The following is a 17506-nucleotide window of genomic DNA, read 5'->3' as shown; positions in this document are numbered from 1 at the left end:
ATGCGTTCGACGTTTCGGTCACGCCGATTCGGCGATGGCGCCCTTGTCGATTCCCTCGAAAGCCTGCACGCGAATCCGGCTGTGCGTCTCTTGGGCGATCTTTTCCGCCAGCCAGGCGGCGATATGCTCGATGGTCGTGGGCGTGGAAAGTAGATGGCAGCGCTCGCGGGGAAGCGTCAGATGAAACCGTCCCTGATCGGCGCGATAGGCAACACTCAACGTGTCTAGAGACTCATCGGCTTGCGGCGCGAGGTCTTCGTCGTGGATCAAGTAGCAGGCATCCAGTGCCTGTGCCCATTGGCTTTCCAGCTCAGGGTCGCGTCGACCATTCCGCCAGATATGCAGGCGCGAGCGATGGCCATGAGCGATACGCTGGCAATTGCCCGAATGGTGCTTGAGTCCATGGCTGTAAGTATAGGCGGCCGTCTCGATATCCTCATCGCGCAAACGCAGGCGAATCGTCTCCACCTTGGCGGGCGGTCGACGGCTGAGTTCGGTGGAGAGGTGCGTGGCCACTTGCTCTGTGGTGATCTCTGGCCAGGGCAGCAGGGTGAAACTTTGACGCGGGCCCCGGAGCTCCATGGGATAGGGAAATTGCGTGCGCAGGCAGAGCCCCTCGGCGCAATCGAACACCTGGATTCCTGGTGCCTGGGTTGGTACCAGCAAGGTGTGGTCGAGGCCCTCGTCGAGCCGCGATTTGATCCAGGGTTTGACCTCTCCGAAGTCGAACAGCATGCCGTCGGGACCGAGTTCGCCCTCGAGTTCGGCATCGACATGCCAGCTAACACCGGTCAAGCCATGTTCGGGCGACCACAGCGAGGCGTCGATATGGGTGAGGTGGTTGACGAAAAGCGTCATCAGTCGATTCCCGCGATCTTGTGAGTTTGCAGCGACAGTCGCCATTGTGGTTGAGCGAGACAGTAGGCCACGGTGTCTTGCATGGTCGTGCCTTGTCCGCCGCGCGGCGCGAGATCCATTGGCTGCAGGTAGAAATGCTTGAAGGCGAGATGCGTGAAGTGCTCAGGCATGGCATCGGACTGCGGAAACACCAGTTTCAGCTCATCGCCTTGTGTGATGCGCAACGTCGCATCGCCCTTGGGGCTGACGCATAGCCAATCGATACCGTCGGGTGACGGGAGCGTGCCGTTGGTCTCGACGGCGATTTCGAAACCCTGAGCATGCACGGCCTCGATCAGCGGTGTGTCGAGCTGCAGCAACGGCTCGCCGCCGGTGAATACCACGTAGGGCACGGCGGCCTCCTGTGTGTGAGGCCAGAGGCTCATGAGATGAGCCGCCAAGGTTTGGGCATCCTCGAAGCGACCGCCGTGCTGACCGTCGGTACCGATGAAGTCGGTATCGCAAAAGCGGCAGTGGCTGGTGGCGCGGTCGCGTTCACGCCCCGACCAGAGATTGCAGCCCGTGAAGCGGCAGAACACGCTGGCACGCCCGGCGCGGGCGCCTTCGCCCTGGAGCGTATAGAAAGCTTCCTTGACGCTGTACATTACGACATCTTCTCCGGCGCGGCATAGGTCAGGGGGTCATCGACCCCCTGCGCGGCGAAGGCCGCCAGACGTTCCCGGCAGCTACCGCATTGTCCGCAGGCGTGCTCGCCTCCCAGGTAGCAGGTCCAGGTCTGGGCGTAATCGAGCCCCATCGCCAGGCCATCGGCCAGGATGGCGTGCTTGCTGACATACAAATAGGGCGCGGCGACACGCACGGGATTGAAATCAGCGATGGCGGCGACGGCGTTGACGCCATCGACGAATTCGGGACGACAGTCGGGATACAGCACGTGGTCGCCGCCGTGGGCGCCATAAAAGCAGACATTGGCACCGATATTGATGGCGTGACCGATGGCTAGCGAGAGCAGGATCATGTTGCGATTGGGCACTACCGTGGCGGCCATGTTGTCGGCATCGTAGTCGCCCCCAGGCATGTCGCGATCGGCATCGGTCAGGGCGGAGTTGCCGATCAGGCCGTGGATGGCGCGAATGTCGACCACTTGATGGGCGACGCCCAATTGTTGGCAGACCTGGCTTGCAGTCTCGAGCTCACGCGAGTGGCGCTGGCCGTAGTGAAACGACAAAGCGTGCACGTCGAAGCCGGCGCGCAAGGCACGATGCAGGACGGTATAGGAATCCATCCCGCCGGAGTATATGACCACCGCCTTGGCGGTATCGTCGGGTGTGGTGAGCGCGGTAATAGCGTTTGACTCAGCGTCGGAGGGCTGAGGCGCATGGCGCGGTATATCGGTCATGAGAGTTGTCCTGAGCGGAGAATTTGTAGCCTCCCGCAAGTATCACGACACTTGCGGGAAACACGCCCGGGATCCGGTCCGGACGAAGCGCGCACAGTGTACCCGGCGAACCATTTGCCGGCTAGCGTGGCGTCAAGTCAGCGCGCTGCGCTCGCCGCATAGCGAGGATAGAAACTGGCGCCGGCGCTGGGCCTCGGGCAGTGGCTGTGAGAGTAGATGGACGAGCTTGGTAAACGTCGCTTCTGGCGTCATGTCGTCGCCGGCGAGCGCGCCGATCTCCTTGAGTACATTGCCGCTGGCATAGGTGCCTAGCGTCACGGGGCCGTGTGGACACTGGCTAATGACGGCGAGCAACGTGCCACGGCTACTGGCGGCGGCCAGCTCGCCTGCCAGGGCAGGGTCTTCAGGGATATTGCCACTGCCCCAGCTTTCGAGAACGGCGCCGTGTACCGTGTCGTCGTCGAGCAGTCGCGCGATCTGGCGTGCTTGAATACCGGGCCACAGTGGCAGGCGTATGACCGCCGAGGTGGGCATCAAGTCGGGTAGCTCGAAGCGTGGCGCGCCGCTAGGCGATAGACATCGCGCGGCATAGAGGACCGGCTCGTCATCGATGATCTCGCCCAGTAATGGCCAGTTGGGGGCGTAAAAGGCATCGAACGCTTGCGTATCCCATTTGCGGGTGCGGCAGCCGCGCATGAGTTTGCCGCCGAAGGCGATGGCGACTTCGTTGAGATCCGTCCGAGTGGCGAAGCGTAGCGCCGTTTCGACGTTGTCGAGTGCATCGCTTTGAGGGGCTTCCAGTGGTTTCTGAGCCCCCGTGACAACGACGGGCTTGCCCAGGCCCTGCAATTGAAAAGCTAGGCTCGAGGCGGACCACGCCAAGGTATCGGTGCCATGCAGGACCACGAAGCCGGCATAGTCCGCATAGCGTTCGGCGATGTCACGCGCCAGGCGTTGCCAGTCGGCGGGCGTGGCGCTGCTCGAGTCGATGGGCGTCGTGTATTCGAGCATTTCGAAAGGTGGTATGGCATCGCGCCGGTGTGCTGCGAGGTGCGTAAAAGCTTGGCGCAGACGCGTCTCGAAGTCGCTGCCGGGGCGAAGTCCTCGAGGCCCGTCGAGCATGCCCAGAGTGCCGCCAGCATAAAGAACGAGAACGGTGTTGGAAGTCATGGTGTCACGAATGTCCGGGAAGGTATCGGGATGGCGCGATGATGGCTAGTCGTCGTCTCGTGCAGCCAGCGACCACCCATCGGAAGTGCGCGGTGGCATTGCCTGCGCGTTGGGGGCGGCGGTCTTTTCACGTATCGCGGCGACGTCTTCGTGGCTGACGAAGCGCAATTTGCCGTCGTTGCGCTGGGGTTGAGAAATCAGAGGGCCTTGGAAGCGCCAGCAACGCTCGGGAACCCAGGAGACGTGATAACGTCGTCCGGCGTATTCGGCTTCACGCTCATCGATCAGGCGTAATTCGTCGCGTAGCGGTAGCCGTGCGAAGAGATCGGAGTGCAAGACTTCATGGTGCTCGCCAATTCGCACCGGTCCCACGAACGTGCCGCGGGCCAATGCGCGTCGGCGACGCGACATTCGCTCCGTACCCTCTGCCATCCCCTTGCCGCAAAGATGCAAGGTCGTGTCGTCGAATTGTTTGATGACCCAGATAGCAATACCGTGTTGGCGGAATAGGCGATCTTGCAACCACTCGAGCATGCAAAACTCCTTCGGCCGTCGATAAGCGCCACCGGGTTCGGGAGTGGTCCCGAACCCGGTGGGGTGTGTATTACAAATCGTGTCCGAGGATGACCTGGCAGATGGCGGCGAAGCTGCGCGCTTCCGGCGGATGATCGAGGTCGATCCCCAACGACCGGCTGATATCGGAGGCCGAAACCAAGCCGCGAATGATCGGGGCCTGTTCCCCAGGTGCAGTAATCAGCAAGTGTTGGTCGCCGGATGCCTTGAGCGTTTCCACGAGATCGCCGACGCGTGCGGCTTCCAGCTGTGCTAGCGACAGTGAGTGCAACTGCGCACGCGGCGTCTGGATCATGTCCACGGTGACTTCTTCGCGCGGCACATCATGTTTCTGCATGGCGATGGTGATCTTACGGCCTCCGACCAGCTCGCGAGCGTTGATGACACCGGTGAATCGCCCGTCCGGCCCCATGACCATGAGCAAGCGCACGCCTGCCTGTTTCATGGTGTTGAGGGCCTGCGAGATGGTGTTGGAGGTGAGGATGGTCTGGGCGCGCTGCGTGCTGAAATCGGTCAAGAGTCGCGCCGCCGGACTATCCAGCGTCAGCTTATGATGAGTGGCGCGTGGTTGAGCGATGCCGGTGACGCCGTCCAGCTCCGAGAGGGTCAGCGTGGAATAGAGGCTCGGTGAAGGAGATGTCGTCATGATGGATTTGCCCCATTAGCTGAGCCGCTAAGCCGCGTCGTAAACCGTTGGACGAGGCTTGGCGGGCAGGATTTACATGTGCTGGCGAAGATCGCCACGCACACTGTCGAGAAAAGTAATGAAATGGATGTCGCGATCGTCATCCTGACGGTCGATGCGGCATCCCATCTTCATGGTGCGTTTGACGAGAATTTCGTCGTAAATATCCAGTGTGACCTTGAGCGCTGGCTTGTCGCCTGGTGTGAGGCTGCCATCTTCGAGTGTGAAGCTTTCAAGCAGCGTTCCGCGTACACGCGTAATACCGCCTTCAGAAAGAACGCGGCGTACGAAGAGCCAGCCTTCGCATGCCAGCGCGGTTTCATGGGGGCGCTGGCGCAGAAATAGAGTGCGGTAACAAGCGCTCTCGGCGGCACCTTTTTCCGCCATGCTGCGGTAGCCTTCGGCGACACGCGACGCCATGGCGCCTGACTCGGCCAGTTTGCGCACGGCAGCGTTATGCTCGCGATGAAGCTGATCTTGACGTTGAAAGCGTTGCCAGCGTGCGTAGTCGGCGAAAAGCGATGTCGAGTCCATCGTGGCTGTGGCTCCTGGGGTCGATTCGAGTTGCCTATCATCGCTCATCGAGGCGTGATATTGCCAGCGTCGACGCTCGGGGCGGGACGCGCCGCCCTGTCTCGAGCCGTGAGAAACGATCACGCGCAAGGGCTAAAGTTTATGCACCTGGGGCCGATGTATGAATAAAGCTCGTAAAGTTAGTCTTTTCGGCGCTAGCGTCGGCGGGCCTCATGGTAAAAAGATCAACCTATTCGCTGAGGGCATGTCATGCCAACGATTACTTCCCTGGGTGTTGGATCGGGGCTGGATTTGAGTGGCTTGCTGGACGAACTGGAAGAGGCCGAAAGCGCGAAGCTAGAGCCGATTACCGAACAGAAGAAAAGCTACGAAGCCAAGCTGTCAGCCTTCGGGCGCCTGGAAAGCGCGCTGGACTCGCTGCGTGAGTCGGCAACTGCGCTCAGTGATCCTGAGACCTTCCAGGCGCTGAGCAGCAACATGCAGGGCGATGCCGTCAGTGTATCGACTGACAACACGGCCGTTCCGGGGCGTTATCAGGTTGAAGTTAGCGCCTTGGCTCGGTCGCAGACGCTTGCTTCCGAGGGGTTCGAAGCAGAGGCCGAACTCGATACTGGCGAGCTTTCTTTCAGTGTTGGTGACGAGGCGTTTTCCATTACCCTCGACGATAGCAACAACACCTTGGAAGGCTTACGGGACGCTATCAACTCGGAAGGTGCCGGGATCAGCGCCTCGATCATCAACGATGGCAGCGATACGCCCCAACGTCTGGTGCTGACTGCCTCCGAGACGGGCGAAGCGAATCAAATCGCGATCTCCTCCGCAGAGGCAGGGTTGCAGGCGGCTTTCGGTTTTGATGCCGCTTCTCCCGAGGCCAGCGATATGCGTCAAACAGTGGCCGCGCAGGATGCACAGTTGAGCGTGAACGGTATCGATATCACCAGTGCGTCGAATCATGTCGAGGGGGCACTGCAAGGGGTGACTCTCGACCTGCAGGCGACCAACGAAGGTGAGCCGGATGCGCTGACGCTCAGCCGCGACGACGGCGCGATCAAGGATTCTCTCAATGATTTCGTCAAGGCCTACAATTCGCTGCAAGAGCGCATGTCGAGCTTGACGTCGTTCGACGCCGAGTCCGGAGCAGCAGGGGAGTTGCTTGGCAACTCCACGCTACGAGGCGTGGAATCGCAACTGCGCAATGCCATGGGGCATGTTGGGGACGGTGATTTTGCGTTGTTGTCCAATATGGGGATTTCCTTGGCGCTCGATGGGACGCTTGAGGTTGACGACGAGGCATTGGACGAAGCGATCGAAGGCAATCTCGACAGCGTCAGTTCGTTTTTCGTCGGCGATGTCGACGCTGAAGAAGATGATGGGTTCGCCGCCAGTCTGGACACGGTCTTGGGCAACCTGCTGGATGAGGGGGGAGCGCTGGATACTGCTACTAGTGGTATCGATACCTCCATCGAGCGTCTCGGCGAGCGTTATACCAGTATGCAAGCCTCCATCGATGCGACGGTGGATCGCTACCGCACACAATTCGCCGATTTGGACTCACTGGTGTCGCAAATGAACTCGACGAGTTCTTACCTGACCCAGCAATTCGACAGCTTGAACGCACAAATGAACCAGTAGGGGAACTATCATGAATATGATGCGAGGCGCCCAGGCCTATGCCCGTGTCGGCGTCGAATCCGGGGTAATGTCGGCCAGTCCCCATCAGTTGATCGTGATGCTTTTCGACGGCGCGCAAGCCTCCATTCGGGCCGCCAAAATGCACATGGAGGATGGCAATATCTCCGCCAAGGGGCAGGCAATTTCCAAGGCCTTGAATATTGTCAACAACGGATTGGCTGCGGCGCTGGATCATGAGCGCGGCGGTGAACTCTCGGAGCGCTTGGGCAGTCTGTATGACTATATCGCGCGGTTGTTGCTGAGGGCCAACTTGCTCAACGATCAAGCCGCGCTCGACGAGGCTGCGCATCTGTTGGAAGATATCGGGTCGGCTTGGCGCGAAATCGCCCCGCAAGTGGATGGATCATGACATGAGCAATGCGTCGGAGCGTCTGGACATCTATGAGAATATGCTCGAGCGTTCTCGGGCAATGCTCGAAAGCGCACGTCACCAGGAGTGGGATGCGCTGATCCAGCAGCGTGCTCGCTATGTGGCCGATGTCGAGACATTGCGGCGCGCACCTCAAGGTGAACAGCTCAATGAGCAAGATCGCCAGTATTGCGCACGCATGATCGAGGAAATTCTCGAGCATGATCGCGTCATTCGAGAACAGCTCGATGCCCGCTGCGAGGAGCTTACGCAATTGATAGGCAATTCTCGGCGCCAGCAAGCGTTGGTGCGTGCCTATAATCAGGGGCAGGGCACGCTATCGCAACGCACACGCCCCTCTCGGGGCACTGAAGGGCGCACGTGAGTGGCATCACGCCCATTATCGACACGTTGCTCCATCAGGTGCTGGGGCAACGTATCGATGCGCCTCGAACGACTGACCTGCCTGCGCCGGTCAAGCCGGTGCTCTCTGGGAATGCCATCGAATCATTGACCCGTGAAGGCGGCGGGCTTCAGCAGCGCGGCTCCTCACAGGCTGAATTTACCGCGGCACGTGCCTCGGCGCTTCTCGAGTCGGGCATGGCTTCAGGCAAGTCGGGAGAGCACTCGACGGCCACGCCCAGCTCATCCACCACCCATTTTAGTACCGCCGCACGCACCATTGCCGATGTGCTGGCGCGTTTCCCTGCGCCGCCTTCGTCGATCACCTCTCCGCAGCCATTGCTCCAAGAGGGAGATGCGTCGCCGAGGCTTCTAGCATCTCAATTGCAGCAAAATATTCAACACAGTGGCGTGTTCTACGAATCGCATCTGGCGCGTTGGCTGAAGGGCGAATGGTCGACGGCCGCGTTGGCGCGCGAACCGCAGATGGCATTGGCACCGCGCATGGTGGCAACCGGACTTGCTGCGGCCGAAACGCCTCATGCGGCGCGTATGGCAGACACGGGGCCGCCCACTTCACGCGCGGCCATGGCCGAGATGGCATCACCGGCCACGTTAACTTCCTTAAGCCCCGCGACCACGGCCAATCGTTTCGCTGAGGCGCCCTGGCTCGCGCAGCAAGGCGCTTCTCCGGAGTTGCTGGCGGCACGGGGGGATATGTCAACGAGCGGACAGCGCCAGACACTGGCGAGTTCAGCCTTGCAGCAAATCGGCACGGATCAAAACGATACCTTGCAGTCTGTCGTCCGCCACCAATTAGAGATGTTGGTGACGCCGTCGTTACGGTGGGAAGGCATGCTGTGGCCGGGCGTCATGCTGGCCATGACACTGCAGCAATGGTCGGGGGGCGATAGCCAGGATGCTGATGGTCAGGCGCAATCGCAGGGGCATGACAAATCACCCTGGCATAGTGAGATGAATATTTCCTTGCCGCATCTTGGTGACGTGCATGTCGCCATGACACTACGTGCCGAGCGGGCCTCGCTGTCGATCTCGGCGCCTGAAGGGGCGGCCTTGGAGCGCCTTTCGGAACAGGCGTCGGCACTGCATGAGCGCCTTGATGCCCTAGGCGTTCAGGCTGTGATCGACGTGCACCGCATGCCTGACAACGACGCAAGCGAGGAACGCCATGAATGACACGCCCGACGAAAGGCGCCGCGCCGTTGCGTTGGCTTACCAAGATCCCTCGGCGGCGCCTGTGGTGGTCGCCAAGGGGTACGGTGACCTGGCTGAACGCATCGTCTCGACGGCCCAGAACGAGGGTATTTTCGTGCATGATGCCCCCGAGCTGGTGGCGCTTTTGATGCAGGTCGATCTGGATGCTCAAATTCCTCCCACCCTGTATCAAGTCATTGCCGAGCTACTTGCCTGGGTCTATGACCTGGAGCGTGAAGAGGCGACCTCGAATATTGCGTCAGAAACGTCCGCGCGTCGCTGAATTGCGACGAAAGGGTGCGGTTTATTGACGCACCCAGCTCATGTAGCTTGCTAATAATTAATCTGCTGTGGCAGGCCCTCGATCCCTCGGCAACGCTTGCCGTTAGCGTGTTATCGCCCCATACAGCATGGGGGATATCGAGTTTACGGATGAGAAGCCTCATCCTTTTTTTGTAAGGAATTGTTGGTTTCCATGTAGGAGATGTTGAATCTTTTCATAAAAACGTCTCAAAATGATGCGTCAATAAGAATCGAGTCAGCCGAAAAAGCAAAAAAACTGGCTCATCGGAGAGAGGCCGTAGAAGCCTCCTTCACCAAAATAACGTCGTACGCAGGGATTTATATGGAAACCGATAGCCTTCTGGATGATATCCAAGATATCAACCTGTCCTACCTGCTGCTTACGCAGCGCATGATCAGCGAAGATCGTACCACCGCGCTCTTTCGTCTCAAGATGGACGACGAAATGGCGGATCTCATCGCTTCCTTGTCGATCAAGCAACTGACACAACTCGCGCGAACGAATCAACTGCTCTGCCGACTCTGCTATGACGAGCCGGAGCAACTGCGAAAGCTGACCCACAATCAGCGAGAGCAGGGGTTGGGGCAGACGCATGCTGCCCTGTTGATGGCGAGCGCACGTAATGAGTGCTCGTCCGTCTCTTCGAACTGAGGAGTATCGTCGTGAGCGAGAAAAGTCTAGTGGGCGAAATGCTGCAGGTGCAGCTCGCCATCGAATTGATCGATCTGGGGGCGCGCCTGCAGGTACTCGAGACCGAGACGGATTTGAGTCGTGGGCGCTTGATCAAGCTTTACAAGGAAGTGCGCGGGATGTCGCCCCCCAAGGGCATGCTGCCGTTTTCGACCGACTGGTTCATTACCTGGATGCCTAACATCCATTCCTCGTTGTTTTACAACATTTACTCGAGTCTGCTCGAAGATTGCGGTTGCGAGCGAATGTCGGCTTTCGTCAAAGCCTTCAGGCTTTATCTAGAGCAAGTCAGCCTCGAAGCAGGGGAGCCGGTGCTGGGATTGACGCGCGCTTGGACGCTCATTCGCTTCTTCGAAAGCGGCATGATGCAACTCTCGCCGTGCACCAGTTGCGGTGGTCGGTTCGTCGCCCACGCATACAGTCCCGATCACGACTTCGTGTGCGGTATTTGTCAGCCGCCTTCGCGTGCCGGCAAAACACGCAAGAAGCGTCAGGCCGAAGAACGGGTAGCAACGCCGCGTCGTCAGTCTGTGGCGGCTTCTGAGTCGGATGGGATGACGGCGCGACGCCTCGTCGCAAGATAGGCGTTCGCGCGTATCTAGTGTCGTCGCGACATTAGGGGGTAACGACCGGTACAAGGAAGCGACACGACGCATTTCTGCGTTTTTTCATTCAAGGCGTGTCGCTTCCTGCCGATAGAGATATCAACGGGCCAGTCATGCATGCCGCTAGGAGCGTTCTGCTGTGTTGATTCTAATCGGCTATTTGGTTGTTATCGCATCGATCGGGGGCGGTTATACCCTCGTCGGAGGCCACTTCGGTGCGCTATTCCAGCCATCCGAAATTCTCATGATCGTCGGTGCTGCCGTGGGTGCCTTCATCGCTGCCAACAATGGCAAGGCGATCAAGGCCACTCTGCGTGCGTTTTCGAGGCTCAAGCGTACCAATAAGTACAACAAGGCGATGTACATGGAATTGATGGCCTTGCAGTACCGTCTGCTGACCAAAGCACGGCGGGACGGCATGCTGGCCATCGAGCGTGATATCGACTCTCCCGAAGATAGTGCGATCTTCTCCGACTATCCCAAGATCTCTAGTGATCCAGTGATCATGGCGTTCATCACCGACTACTTGCGCTTGATGGTCAGTGGCAACATGGACCCGTTCGAGATCGATACGCTCATGGAGCACGAGATCGATACCTTCCAGCACGAGGCGGAAATCCCCTCCCATTCTCTACACAGTGTCGGCGATGGCCTGCCTGCGTTCGGCATCGTGGCGGCCGTCATGGGCGTCGTTCATGCCTTGGGGGCCGCCGATCAGGGCGCGGCGGCCATGGGACAGATGATCGCTCAAGCGCTGGTGGGAACTTTCCTGGGGATTCTGCTCGCCTACGGGTTCGTGCTACCCGTCGCCCAGCGACTTCAACTCCAGATCACCGAGGCCATCAAGATGCTGCAGTGCATTCGCGTGACACTGATGGCGAGCCTGAACGGACTGGCGCCTCAATTGGCCGTGGAGTTTGGGCGTAAGGCCTTGTTCACCGCCGAGCGGCCCTCGTTCACTGAACTCGAAGAACATGTTCGGGCCGAGGGAAGCGGCACACGTGGCACTGGGACGGGCTAAGCATGAGTAGCGAACGCCGCCCAATCATCGTCAAGCGCAAGAAGGTCGTCAGCAAAGGGCATCACGGGGGCAATTGGAAGATTGCCTATGCCGATTTCATGACTGCGTTGATGGCGCTCTTTCTGGTGCTTTGGATTCTGTCGATGGTGCCTGAAAACGAGCTGGATAATATCGCTGAGTATTTCCGTACGCCCTTGGCGGTGGCGATGACCGGTGGCGACAAGTCGACGGCAAGTACCAGCGCGATCCCCGGCGGCGGGGCGGACCCCACCTTTTCCGAAGGCGAAGAGCGGCGCCTGGACATTCGCCAACAATCGCGTCCCAGTGACGAGATGCGACGCTTGAGGGTGCTTCGCGACCGTCTGGAACGCCAGGTTCGCGAAGATCCCAACCTGCGTCAGATGAGTTCGCAACTGCGTACCGATTTCATACCCGAGGGTCTACGCATTCAACTCGTCGATACCGACAAGCGACCCATGTTCGAGTTGGGCAGTGCCCGGCTCGCACCGTATATGCGCGATCTCTTGCAAGCCCTGGCGCCGGAACTCAACACGGTGCCCAATGCGATTAGCCTCACCGGGCATACGGATGATCTGCGTTACGCCGGAGGGGAAGCCGGATATAGCAATTGGGAGCTTTCCGCCGATCGTGCCAACGCGTCGCGTCGCACCCTGGTCGCGGCTGGGCTCGATGCCGGCAAGCTACTGCGCGTCGCGGGGATGGGGTCACGCGTCAATCTGGAAGGCACAAAGCCCAGTGATGCCATCAATCGTCGTATAAGCATCGTCGTGTTGTCGGAGCACGCCGCCGAACAAATGCGCGATCAGGGTGAAGCCGGCGCGGCATCCCCCGAGACGATACTTGAGCGTACGGATGACACACAGCGAGAAGGGTTGTCGCCGACGCAGGGCGCTGACTCATTAATGCGTAACGCACTCCCGCAAGTGTATGAACGCACCACTGGTGGCGGTGAAGGGCAAGATCAGCCATCGCCCTAACGATCACGATCACGTGGAACGAGCATGGATATAACAGAATTCTACGAGACCTTTTTCGAAGAGGCCGAAGAGCTACTGGGCGACATGGAGCGCCACCTGCTCGAGCTGGATCTCGACGAGCCGGATCCGGAGCAACTCAACGCCATTTTTCGTGCCGCGCACTCGATCAAGGGTGGCGCGGGCACCTTCGGATTCAGCGTGCTGCAAGAAACCACGCACATGCTCGAAAACCTGCTGGATTACGCCAGGCAGGGCGAGCTCATCTTGCGCACGGATATCGTCGACCTCTTTCTGGAAACCAAGGATATGCTTCACGACCAACTTGATGCCTACCGCAATGGCGCCGAACCGGATCCGGAAGCCTATGCCCGCATTTGCCAGACGCTGAAACAGCTAGCGCTGGATGAGCTTGGGCATGGCGTGGGCAGCGAGCCCGAGGCCGATATCGCGCCCCCCGAGCGGGCGGCGGATGAAACCGAAGGCCTGACTGCCGGGAATACGGTTGGTGAGGGCGCGTCGGAGGATCAAGCGCATGAAGCTCAGGCCGCCGAGACCGATACTGGCTGGCTCCGCGTTGTGCTCTTGAACGTTTCCGACAAGGACCGTGAACTTCTCGTCGAGGAACTCGGCAATCTGGGCGCTGTGAAAGAGCAGCACGGTGATGCCGCACGTTATGAGGTGGTGCTGGAAAGTGCCTCCAGCCGCGACGATATCGAAGCCGTGATGTGCTTCATCGTCGAGCCTGAGCAACTAGATATCGCTGCGATCGCCGCACCGACCGAGACGACGCAGGCCGAGGCTGCCTCGGTGCCTGCCGTGTCGCAGGGCGATGCACCGGCATCCGAGGCGCCTCCTGCCGAGCAGGCGAAGGCTCCCGCAGAAAAAGCACCAGCCCAGGCAGCGGCCGATGATAAACCCGCGAATGCGGCGCCAGGAAACAAGGGCGGCGGTGCCAAGAAAAAGGCGGGCGGGGAATCGGCGACGATTCGCGTGCCGGTGGAAAAGGTCGATCAGATCATCAACCTCGTCGGTGAGCTGATCATTACCCAGTCCATGCTCGATCAAACCGCCAGCGAACTCGACGTGGCCTCGCATGGGCCGTTGGTCAACGGCATGAACCTGCTACAGCGCAACGCGCGTGACTTGCAGGAGTCGGTGATGTCGATCCGCATGGTGCCGATGGACTACGTGTTCAGCCGCTTTCCTCGCTTGGTGCGCGATCTTACCGGCAAGCTAGGCAAGGACATCGAGCTGGTCACGGAGGGCAAGTCCACCGAGCTCGACAAGAGCCTGACCGAGCGCATCATCGATCCTTTGACGCACCTCGTGCGCAATAGCCTCGACCATGGCATCGAGATGCCTGATGCGCGCGAGGACGCCGGAAAACCGCGCACCGGCACACTGACGCTGTCCGCCCAACACCAGGGTGGCAACATCCTCATCGAAGTGAAGGACGATGGGGGCGGTCTCAACCGCGACAAGATCCTCGCCAAGGCGGCTCATAACGGACTGGCCGTTTCCGATAGCATGAGCGACGACGAGGTTTGGCAGCTTATCTTCGCGGCGGGATTTTCGACCGCCGATCAGGTCAGCGACGTCTCCGGACGCGGCGTGGGCATGGACGTTGTCAAGCGCAACATTCAGGCCATGGGCGGCCACGTCGAGATTCAGTCTTGGCCTGGGAAAGGCACCACGACCCGCGTGGTATTGCCGCTGACCCTGGCCATTCTCGATGGCATGTCGATCAAGAGCGGATCGGAGATCTTCATCTTGCCGCTTTCTGCAGTGCTCGAGTCACTACAGCCCAGCAACGATGATATCTACTCGATGGCGGGCAACGACAAGTTGCTCAAGGTACGCGACGAGTACCTACCGCTGATCGCCTTGCACGACATCCTGAACATAGACGGCTCCGAGCAGGATCCGACCCAATCCATTGCGGTCATCCTGCAGGCCGAGGGGCGGCGCTATGCCTTGTTGGTCGACGATCTCGTCGGTCAGCAACAAGTGGTGGTCAAGAACCTCGAAACCAACTATCGCAAGGTGCCGGCCATTTCCGCCGCGACGATTCTGGGGGATGGCAGCGTGGCGCTGATCCTCGACGTCGCCGATGTCAACCGCTTGCACCGTCAGCGTGCCAACGCTCCCAGGCACGCTGAACTAACCGCATCACGCCAGGAGGACGTAGTTCATGAGTGATATGACCCAAGCCGCCGAAGCGGCTATCGATACGCAAAGTCAGGAATACCTGGTGTTCTCGCTGGGTAGCGAGGAATACGCCGTCGATATCCTGAAAGTTCAGGAAATCCGTGGCTATGAAAACGTAACGCGTATCGCCAATGCCCCCGACTTCATCAAGGGCGTAACCAATCTGCGCGGCGTGATCGTGCCGATCGTCGACCTGCGCATCAAGTTTCATCTCGACAAGATCGAATACGAAGGACAGACCGTGGTGATCGTGGTCAACGTCGCCGACCGGATCGTGGGCATCGTGGTTGATGGGGTATCCGATGTCATGACGCTTACCTCCGACCAGATCAAGCCAGCGCCCGAATTTGGTGAAACGTTATCCGCCGATTATCTAAGCGGCCTGGGAAGTCTTGAGGATCGCATGCTGGTCATCGTCGATATCGAGAAACTGCTGACCAGCGAGGAAATGGCTTTGGTCGAGCAACAAGCACAATAACGCTGTCGCGAGGCGTCATCAGAGCGCGCCGACACAAAGCAATAAAAACGAACACCAGGGAACCGTATCATGCGCAATAACCAGCCCGTTACTCAGCGTGAGCATGAGCTCTCGGATGAAGATTACCTGTTGTCCCGCACCAATTTGAAAGGGGTCGTCACCTACGCGAATCCGGCTTTCGTCGAGATCAGCGGCTTTAGCTATGAAGAGCTCGTGGGGGCGCCACACAATCTCGTACGTCATCCGGACATGCCGCCGCCGGCGTTCGAAAACCTTTGGGTCACTCTGAAGAAGGGAGAGATCTGGAGCGGGGTGATTAAGAACCGTTGCAAGAATGGTGACTTCTACTGGGTGCATGCCACCGTGACGCCGATTTTCGAAGGCGGCGAGATCGTTGGCTATACCTCGGTGCGCGTCAAACCCACTGCCAAGGCCCGTGCCGATGCGGAGCGCGCCTATGCGGCCATGTCAGCGGGCAAACGTCGTGGGGTCAAGCTCGACCATGGCCAGATTCAGCATACCGGTGTCTTGGCGCGTCTCAAGGGTCTCAAGTTCAATACCTTCAAGGGCCGGCTGGTGACCATGATCGTCGCGGCGGTGCTGATGCTAGCGGTCAGCAGTGTCCTGTCCATGGTCAGCTTGCAGCGCGCCGGTGACAAGTTGCAGGCACTCTCAGAGCAAGGCCTGGAAGACGTTGCCCGCTTGCAGAAAATCGATCAGCTGATGTCCAGCGGTCGAAACCTGGTCGATAAGCCCGTGAGCAACCCGATGTCGGGTGACATGGAAGCGGTAACGGCCGAGGCCGAAGCACTGATGACCCGGCTTTCCGAAACCTGGAGCGCGTATTACGACGGCCGTCCCGCCAATCACAGTGATGCCGCAGAAAGCTTCGATGCTTCCGTCCAGCGTTATCTGGACGATGGGCTGCGGGTAGTGTTGGATACTCTGAATGCCGGCGACTTCTATGAAGCCTATGTGGCTTACAACGATGTGTTGGAAGGCGAACGCGATCAGGTTAGCGAGCAGCTCAATAGCCTGGTCGACGAAAAGCGCAACGATGCCATGAGCATGGCCAAAGAAGCGGCCGAGACACAGCACGATATGCTGCTGTGGCAGGCGGGTGTCTTCATCTTCGGGCTGCTCATGCTGGTGGTGCTAGGGATCATCACGGTGCGCTCGACGCTGCGCCCGGTGCGCGAGGCCCTGGATTTCTCACTACAGATCGCAGCCGGTAACCTCGGCGCCAGTCTCAAAGGCGGCAAGCAAGATGAAATCGGTCGCCTCACCCGTGCGCTGGATACCATGCGTCGCAGCCTTGGCAATATCGTCAAGGAAGTCAACGAAAACGTGGGCGTGGTGACACCGGCGACCCGCAACATTGCCGAAGGCAACGAAGACCTGTCCTCGCGGACCGAGCAGCAAGCCGCATCGCTTGCCCAGACGGCCTCAAGCATGGAAGAAATGACCGCCACCGTGAAGCAGAATGCCGACAACGCGCGTCAGGCTAGCCAGCTCTCGAGCACGGCGAGCGAGACGGTGCGGCAGAGCGGCGAGGTCATGGGGCAGGTGGTCAGTACCATGGGGCGTATCCGCGACAGCTCTCATCAGGTAGCCGATATCGTCGGGATGATCGACTCGATTGCCTTTCAGACCAATATCCTAGCCTTGAACGCTTCAGTCGAAGCAGCCCGTGCGGGTGAGCAGGGGCGTGGCTTCGCCGTCGTCGCTGGCGAGGTCCGTAACCTGGCGAGCCGTAGCGCCCAAGCATCGAAGGAAATTCGCGAGCTGATCGACAACTCCACGAAGGAAGTCGAAGGCGGTACCGATCTGGTACGCAAGGCCGAGGGCAGCATCGAGGAGGTGGTCAACTCTGTCACGCGTGTCAACGACATCATGAACGAGATCACTGCGGCGTCCGACGAGCAGAGCAGCGGTATCGAACAGATCAATCAGGCCATCACGCAGATGGACGATGTCACCCAGCAGAACGCTCATCGCGTACAGCAAACGGCCTCGGTGGCTGCCGATCTCGAGTCAAGCGTCAACGAGCTGTCGCGCTCCGTGGCTGTCTTCCGCCTCGCCGGCAGTGGTGTTGAAACGGTGCGTCGCAACAAGAATTCGGCGAGTCTCGCCAAGCCGCAGGCCTCCGCAAGTACCAGTGGCGACAAGCAGGCGACGTCACATTCAGCGCAGCGTCAAGAGACTTCACTGGTGTCTCGGCGTCAGGAATCACAGGAGGCGGGCGCTCACCAGGCATCACATGAAGAAGAGTGGGAGTCCTTTTGAGCGAATTTCGTCAGTCCCCTGCGCCGCAGGAAGAGCATC

Annotated in this window: 19 protein-coding genes; 12 read left to right on the top strand and 7 right to left on the bottom strand. The window is 59.5% G+C overall.

Features of this window, described 5'->3' with window-relative positions:
* Positions 1-18: 18 nt before the first annotated feature.
* From OP494_RS03865 to OP494_RS03835, 7 genes are all read right to left on the bottom strand, one after another.
* A complete protein-coding gene (locus OP494_RS03865) occupies positions 19-858 on the bottom strand; it encodes a 6-carboxytetrahydropterin synthase (protein WP_247621291.1) in 840 nt (279 codons plus the stop codon).
* The gene (gene queE, locus OP494_RS03860) at positions 858-1502 is read right to left on the bottom strand and encodes a 7-carboxy-7-deazaguanine synthase (RefSeq protein WP_280539401.1); all 645 of its coding nucleotides are present in this window, start codon (positions 1500-1502) and stop codon (positions 858-860) included. Before queE ends, OP494_RS03865 begins: the two co-directional genes overlap by 1 nt.
* Positions 1502-2257 carry a 7-cyano-7-deazaguanine synthase QueC gene (queC, locus tag OP494_RS03855; RefSeq protein ID WP_280539400.1) on the bottom strand — a complete coding sequence of 252 codons (756 nt, stop codon included), beginning with the start codon at positions 2255-2257 and terminating at the stop codon, positions 1502-1504. The genes queE and queC overlap by 1 nt, the downstream gene beginning before the upstream one ends.
* Positions 2258-2389: 132 nt before the next feature.
* Positions 2390-3427 (bottom strand): asparaginase, encoded by a 1038-nt coding sequence (locus OP494_RS03850; RefSeq protein ID WP_280539398.1) that lies wholly within the window; start codon positions 3425-3427, stop codon positions 2390-2392.
* A gap of 45 nt (positions 3428-3472) precedes the next feature.
* Positions 3473-3961, bottom strand: a complete 489-nt coding sequence (locus OP494_RS03845; protein ID WP_280539397.1) for a hypothetical protein — start codon at positions 3959-3961, stop codon at positions 3473-3475.
* A 70-nt stretch (positions 3962-4031) separates the two neighbouring features.
* The gene (locus OP494_RS03840; protein WP_280539396.1) at positions 4032-4646 is read right to left on the bottom strand and encodes a CBS domain-containing protein; all 615 of its coding nucleotides are present in this window, start codon (positions 4644-4646) and stop codon (positions 4032-4034) included.
* Positions 4647-4718: 72 nt separating this feature from the next.
* Positions 4719-5219: a hypothetical protein gene (locus tag OP494_RS03835; RefSeq protein ID WP_280539395.1), complete on the bottom strand. Its 501-nt coding sequence runs from the start codon at positions 5217-5219 to the stop codon at positions 4719-4721.
* A 249-nt stretch (positions 5220-5468) separates the two neighbouring features.
* Here OP494_RS03835 and fliD point away from each other — a divergent pair, with 249 nt between their 5' ends.
* The 12 genes from fliD (at position 5469) to OP494_RS03775 (ending at position 17467) form a co-directional block, all read left to right on the top strand.
* Complete coding sequence (gene fliD / locus OP494_RS03830; RefSeq protein WP_280539393.1) at positions 5469-6851, top strand: flagellar filament capping protein FliD; 1383 nt, start codon at positions 5469-5471, stop codon at positions 6849-6851.
* A gap of 10 nt (positions 6852-6861) precedes the next feature.
* Positions 6862-7260 carry a flagellar export chaperone FliS gene (gene fliS, locus OP494_RS03825; protein ID WP_280539391.1) on the top strand — a complete coding sequence of 133 codons (399 nt, stop codon included), beginning with the start codon at positions 6862-6864 and terminating at the stop codon, positions 7258-7260.
* A 1-nt stretch (position 7261) separates the two neighbouring features.
* The gene (gene fliT / locus OP494_RS03820; RefSeq protein ID WP_178997432.1) at positions 7262-7645 is read left to right on the top strand and encodes a flagellar protein FliT; all 384 of its coding nucleotides are present in this window, start codon (positions 7262-7264) and stop codon (positions 7643-7645) included.
* Positions 7642-8859 (top strand): flagellar hook-length control protein FliK, encoded by a 1218-nt coding sequence (locus OP494_RS03815; RefSeq protein ID WP_280539388.1) that lies wholly within the window; start codon positions 7642-7644, stop codon positions 8857-8859. Before fliT ends, OP494_RS03815 begins: the two co-directional genes overlap by 4 nt.
* Entirely contained in the window at positions 8852-9160 is a 309-nt protein-coding gene (locus OP494_RS03810; RefSeq protein WP_280539386.1) for an EscU/YscU/HrcU family type III secretion system export apparatus switch protein, read from the top strand. The genes OP494_RS03815 and OP494_RS03810 overlap by 8 nt, the downstream gene beginning before the upstream one ends.
* Positions 9161-9502: 342 nt before the next feature.
* Positions 9503-9832: a flagellar transcriptional regulator FlhD gene (gene flhD / locus OP494_RS03805; protein ID WP_040241465.1), complete on the top strand. Its 330-nt coding sequence runs from the start codon at positions 9503-9505 to the stop codon at positions 9830-9832.
* Between the two features lie 11 nt (positions 9833-9843).
* On the top strand, positions 9844-10455 hold the full coding sequence (gene flhC / locus OP494_RS03800; RefSeq protein WP_280539383.1) for a flagellar transcriptional regulator FlhC: 612 nt from the start codon (positions 9844-9846) through the stop codon (positions 10453-10455).
* A gap of 160 nt (positions 10456-10615) precedes the next feature.
* The gene (gene motA / locus OP494_RS03795; RefSeq protein ID WP_280539381.1) at positions 10616-11497 is read left to right on the top strand and encodes a flagellar motor stator protein MotA; all 882 of its coding nucleotides are present in this window, start codon (positions 10616-10618) and stop codon (positions 11495-11497) included.
* 2 nt (positions 11498-11499) lie between these two features.
* Positions 11500-12495 (top strand): flagellar motor protein MotB, encoded by a 996-nt coding sequence (motB, locus tag OP494_RS03790; protein WP_280539379.1) that lies wholly within the window; start codon positions 11500-11502, stop codon positions 12493-12495.
* Positions 12496-12519: 24 nt separating this feature from the next.
* Complete coding sequence (cheA, locus tag OP494_RS03785) at positions 12520-14694, top strand: chemotaxis protein CheA (protein ID WP_280539377.1); 2175 nt, start codon at positions 12520-12522, stop codon at positions 14692-14694.
* On the top strand, positions 14687-15181 hold the full coding sequence (locus tag OP494_RS03780; RefSeq protein WP_040241454.1) for a chemotaxis protein CheW: 495 nt from the start codon (positions 14687-14689) through the stop codon (positions 15179-15181). The genes cheA and OP494_RS03780 overlap by 8 nt, the downstream gene beginning before the upstream one ends.
* 69 nt (positions 15182-15250) lie before the next feature.
* Positions 15251-17467: a PAS domain-containing methyl-accepting chemotaxis protein gene (locus OP494_RS03775; RefSeq protein WP_247621297.1), complete on the top strand. Its 2217-nt coding sequence runs from the start codon at positions 15251-15253 to the stop codon at positions 17465-17467.
* The last annotated feature ends 39 nt before the right edge of the window (positions 17468-17506 follow it).

The sequence above is a fragment of the Chromohalobacter sp. 11-W genome, assembly GCF_029889905.1.
Classification (GTDB): domain Bacteria; phylum Pseudomonadota; class Gammaproteobacteria; order Pseudomonadales; family Halomonadaceae; genus Chromohalobacter.
Note: the sequence above shows the minus strand (reverse complement) of the source record. Positions and strands in the feature narration are given on the sequence as shown.

Bases quoted from the DNA above. Each gene is read 5' to 3' on its own strand.
- OP494_RS03865 (WP_247621291.1), bottom strand. From the start codon at position 858: ATGACGCTTTTCGTCAACCACCTCACCCATATCGACGCCTCGCTGTGG.
- queE (WP_280539401.1), bottom strand. From the start codon at position 1,502: ATGTACAGCGTCAAGGAAGCTTTCTATACGCTCCAGGGCGAAGGCGCC.
- queC (WP_280539400.1), bottom strand. From the start codon at position 2,257: ATGACCGATATACCGCGCCATGCGCCTCAGCCCTCCGACGCTGAGTCA.
- OP494_RS03850 (WP_280539398.1), bottom strand. From the start codon at position 3,427: ATGACTTCCAACACCGTTCTCGTTCTTTATGCTGGCGGCACTCTGGGC.
- OP494_RS03845 (WP_280539397.1), bottom strand. From the start codon at position 3,961: ATGCTCGAGTGGTTGCAAGATCGCCTATTCCGCCAACACGGTATTGCT.
- OP494_RS03840 (WP_280539396.1), bottom strand. From the start codon at position 4,646: ATGACGACATCTCCTTCACCGAGCCTCTATTCCACGCTGACCCTCTCG.
- OP494_RS03835 (WP_280539395.1), bottom strand. From the start codon at position 5,219: ATGGACTCGACATCGCTTTTCGCCGACTACGCACGCTGGCAACGCTTT.
- fliD (WP_280539393.1), top strand. From the start codon at position 5,469: ATGCCAACGATTACTTCCCTGGGTGTTGGATCGGGGCTGGATTTGAGT.
- fliS (WP_280539391.1), top strand. From the start codon at position 6,862: ATGAATATGATGCGAGGCGCCCAGGCCTATGCCCGTGTCGGCGTCGAA.
- fliT (WP_178997432.1), top strand. From the start codon at position 7,262: ATGAGCAATGCGTCGGAGCGTCTGGACATCTATGAGAATATGCTCGAG.
- OP494_RS03810 (WP_280539386.1), top strand. From the start codon at position 8,852: ATGAATGACACGCCCGACGAAAGGCGCCGCGCCGTTGCGTTGGCTTAC.
- flhD (WP_040241465.1), top strand. From the start codon at position 9,503: ATGGAAACCGATAGCCTTCTGGATGATATCCAAGATATCAACCTGTCC.
- motB (WP_280539379.1), top strand. From the start codon at position 11,500: ATGAGTAGCGAACGCCGCCCAATCATCGTCAAGCGCAAGAAGGTCGTC.
- cheA (WP_280539377.1), top strand. From the start codon at position 12,520: ATGGATATAACAGAATTCTACGAGACCTTTTTCGAAGAGGCCGAAGAG.
- OP494_RS03780 (WP_040241454.1), top strand. From the start codon at position 14,687: ATGAGTGATATGACCCAAGCCGCCGAAGCGGCTATCGATACGCAAAGT.
- OP494_RS03775 (WP_247621297.1), top strand. From the start codon at position 15,251: ATGCGCAATAACCAGCCCGTTACTCAGCGTGAGCATGAGCTCTCGGAT.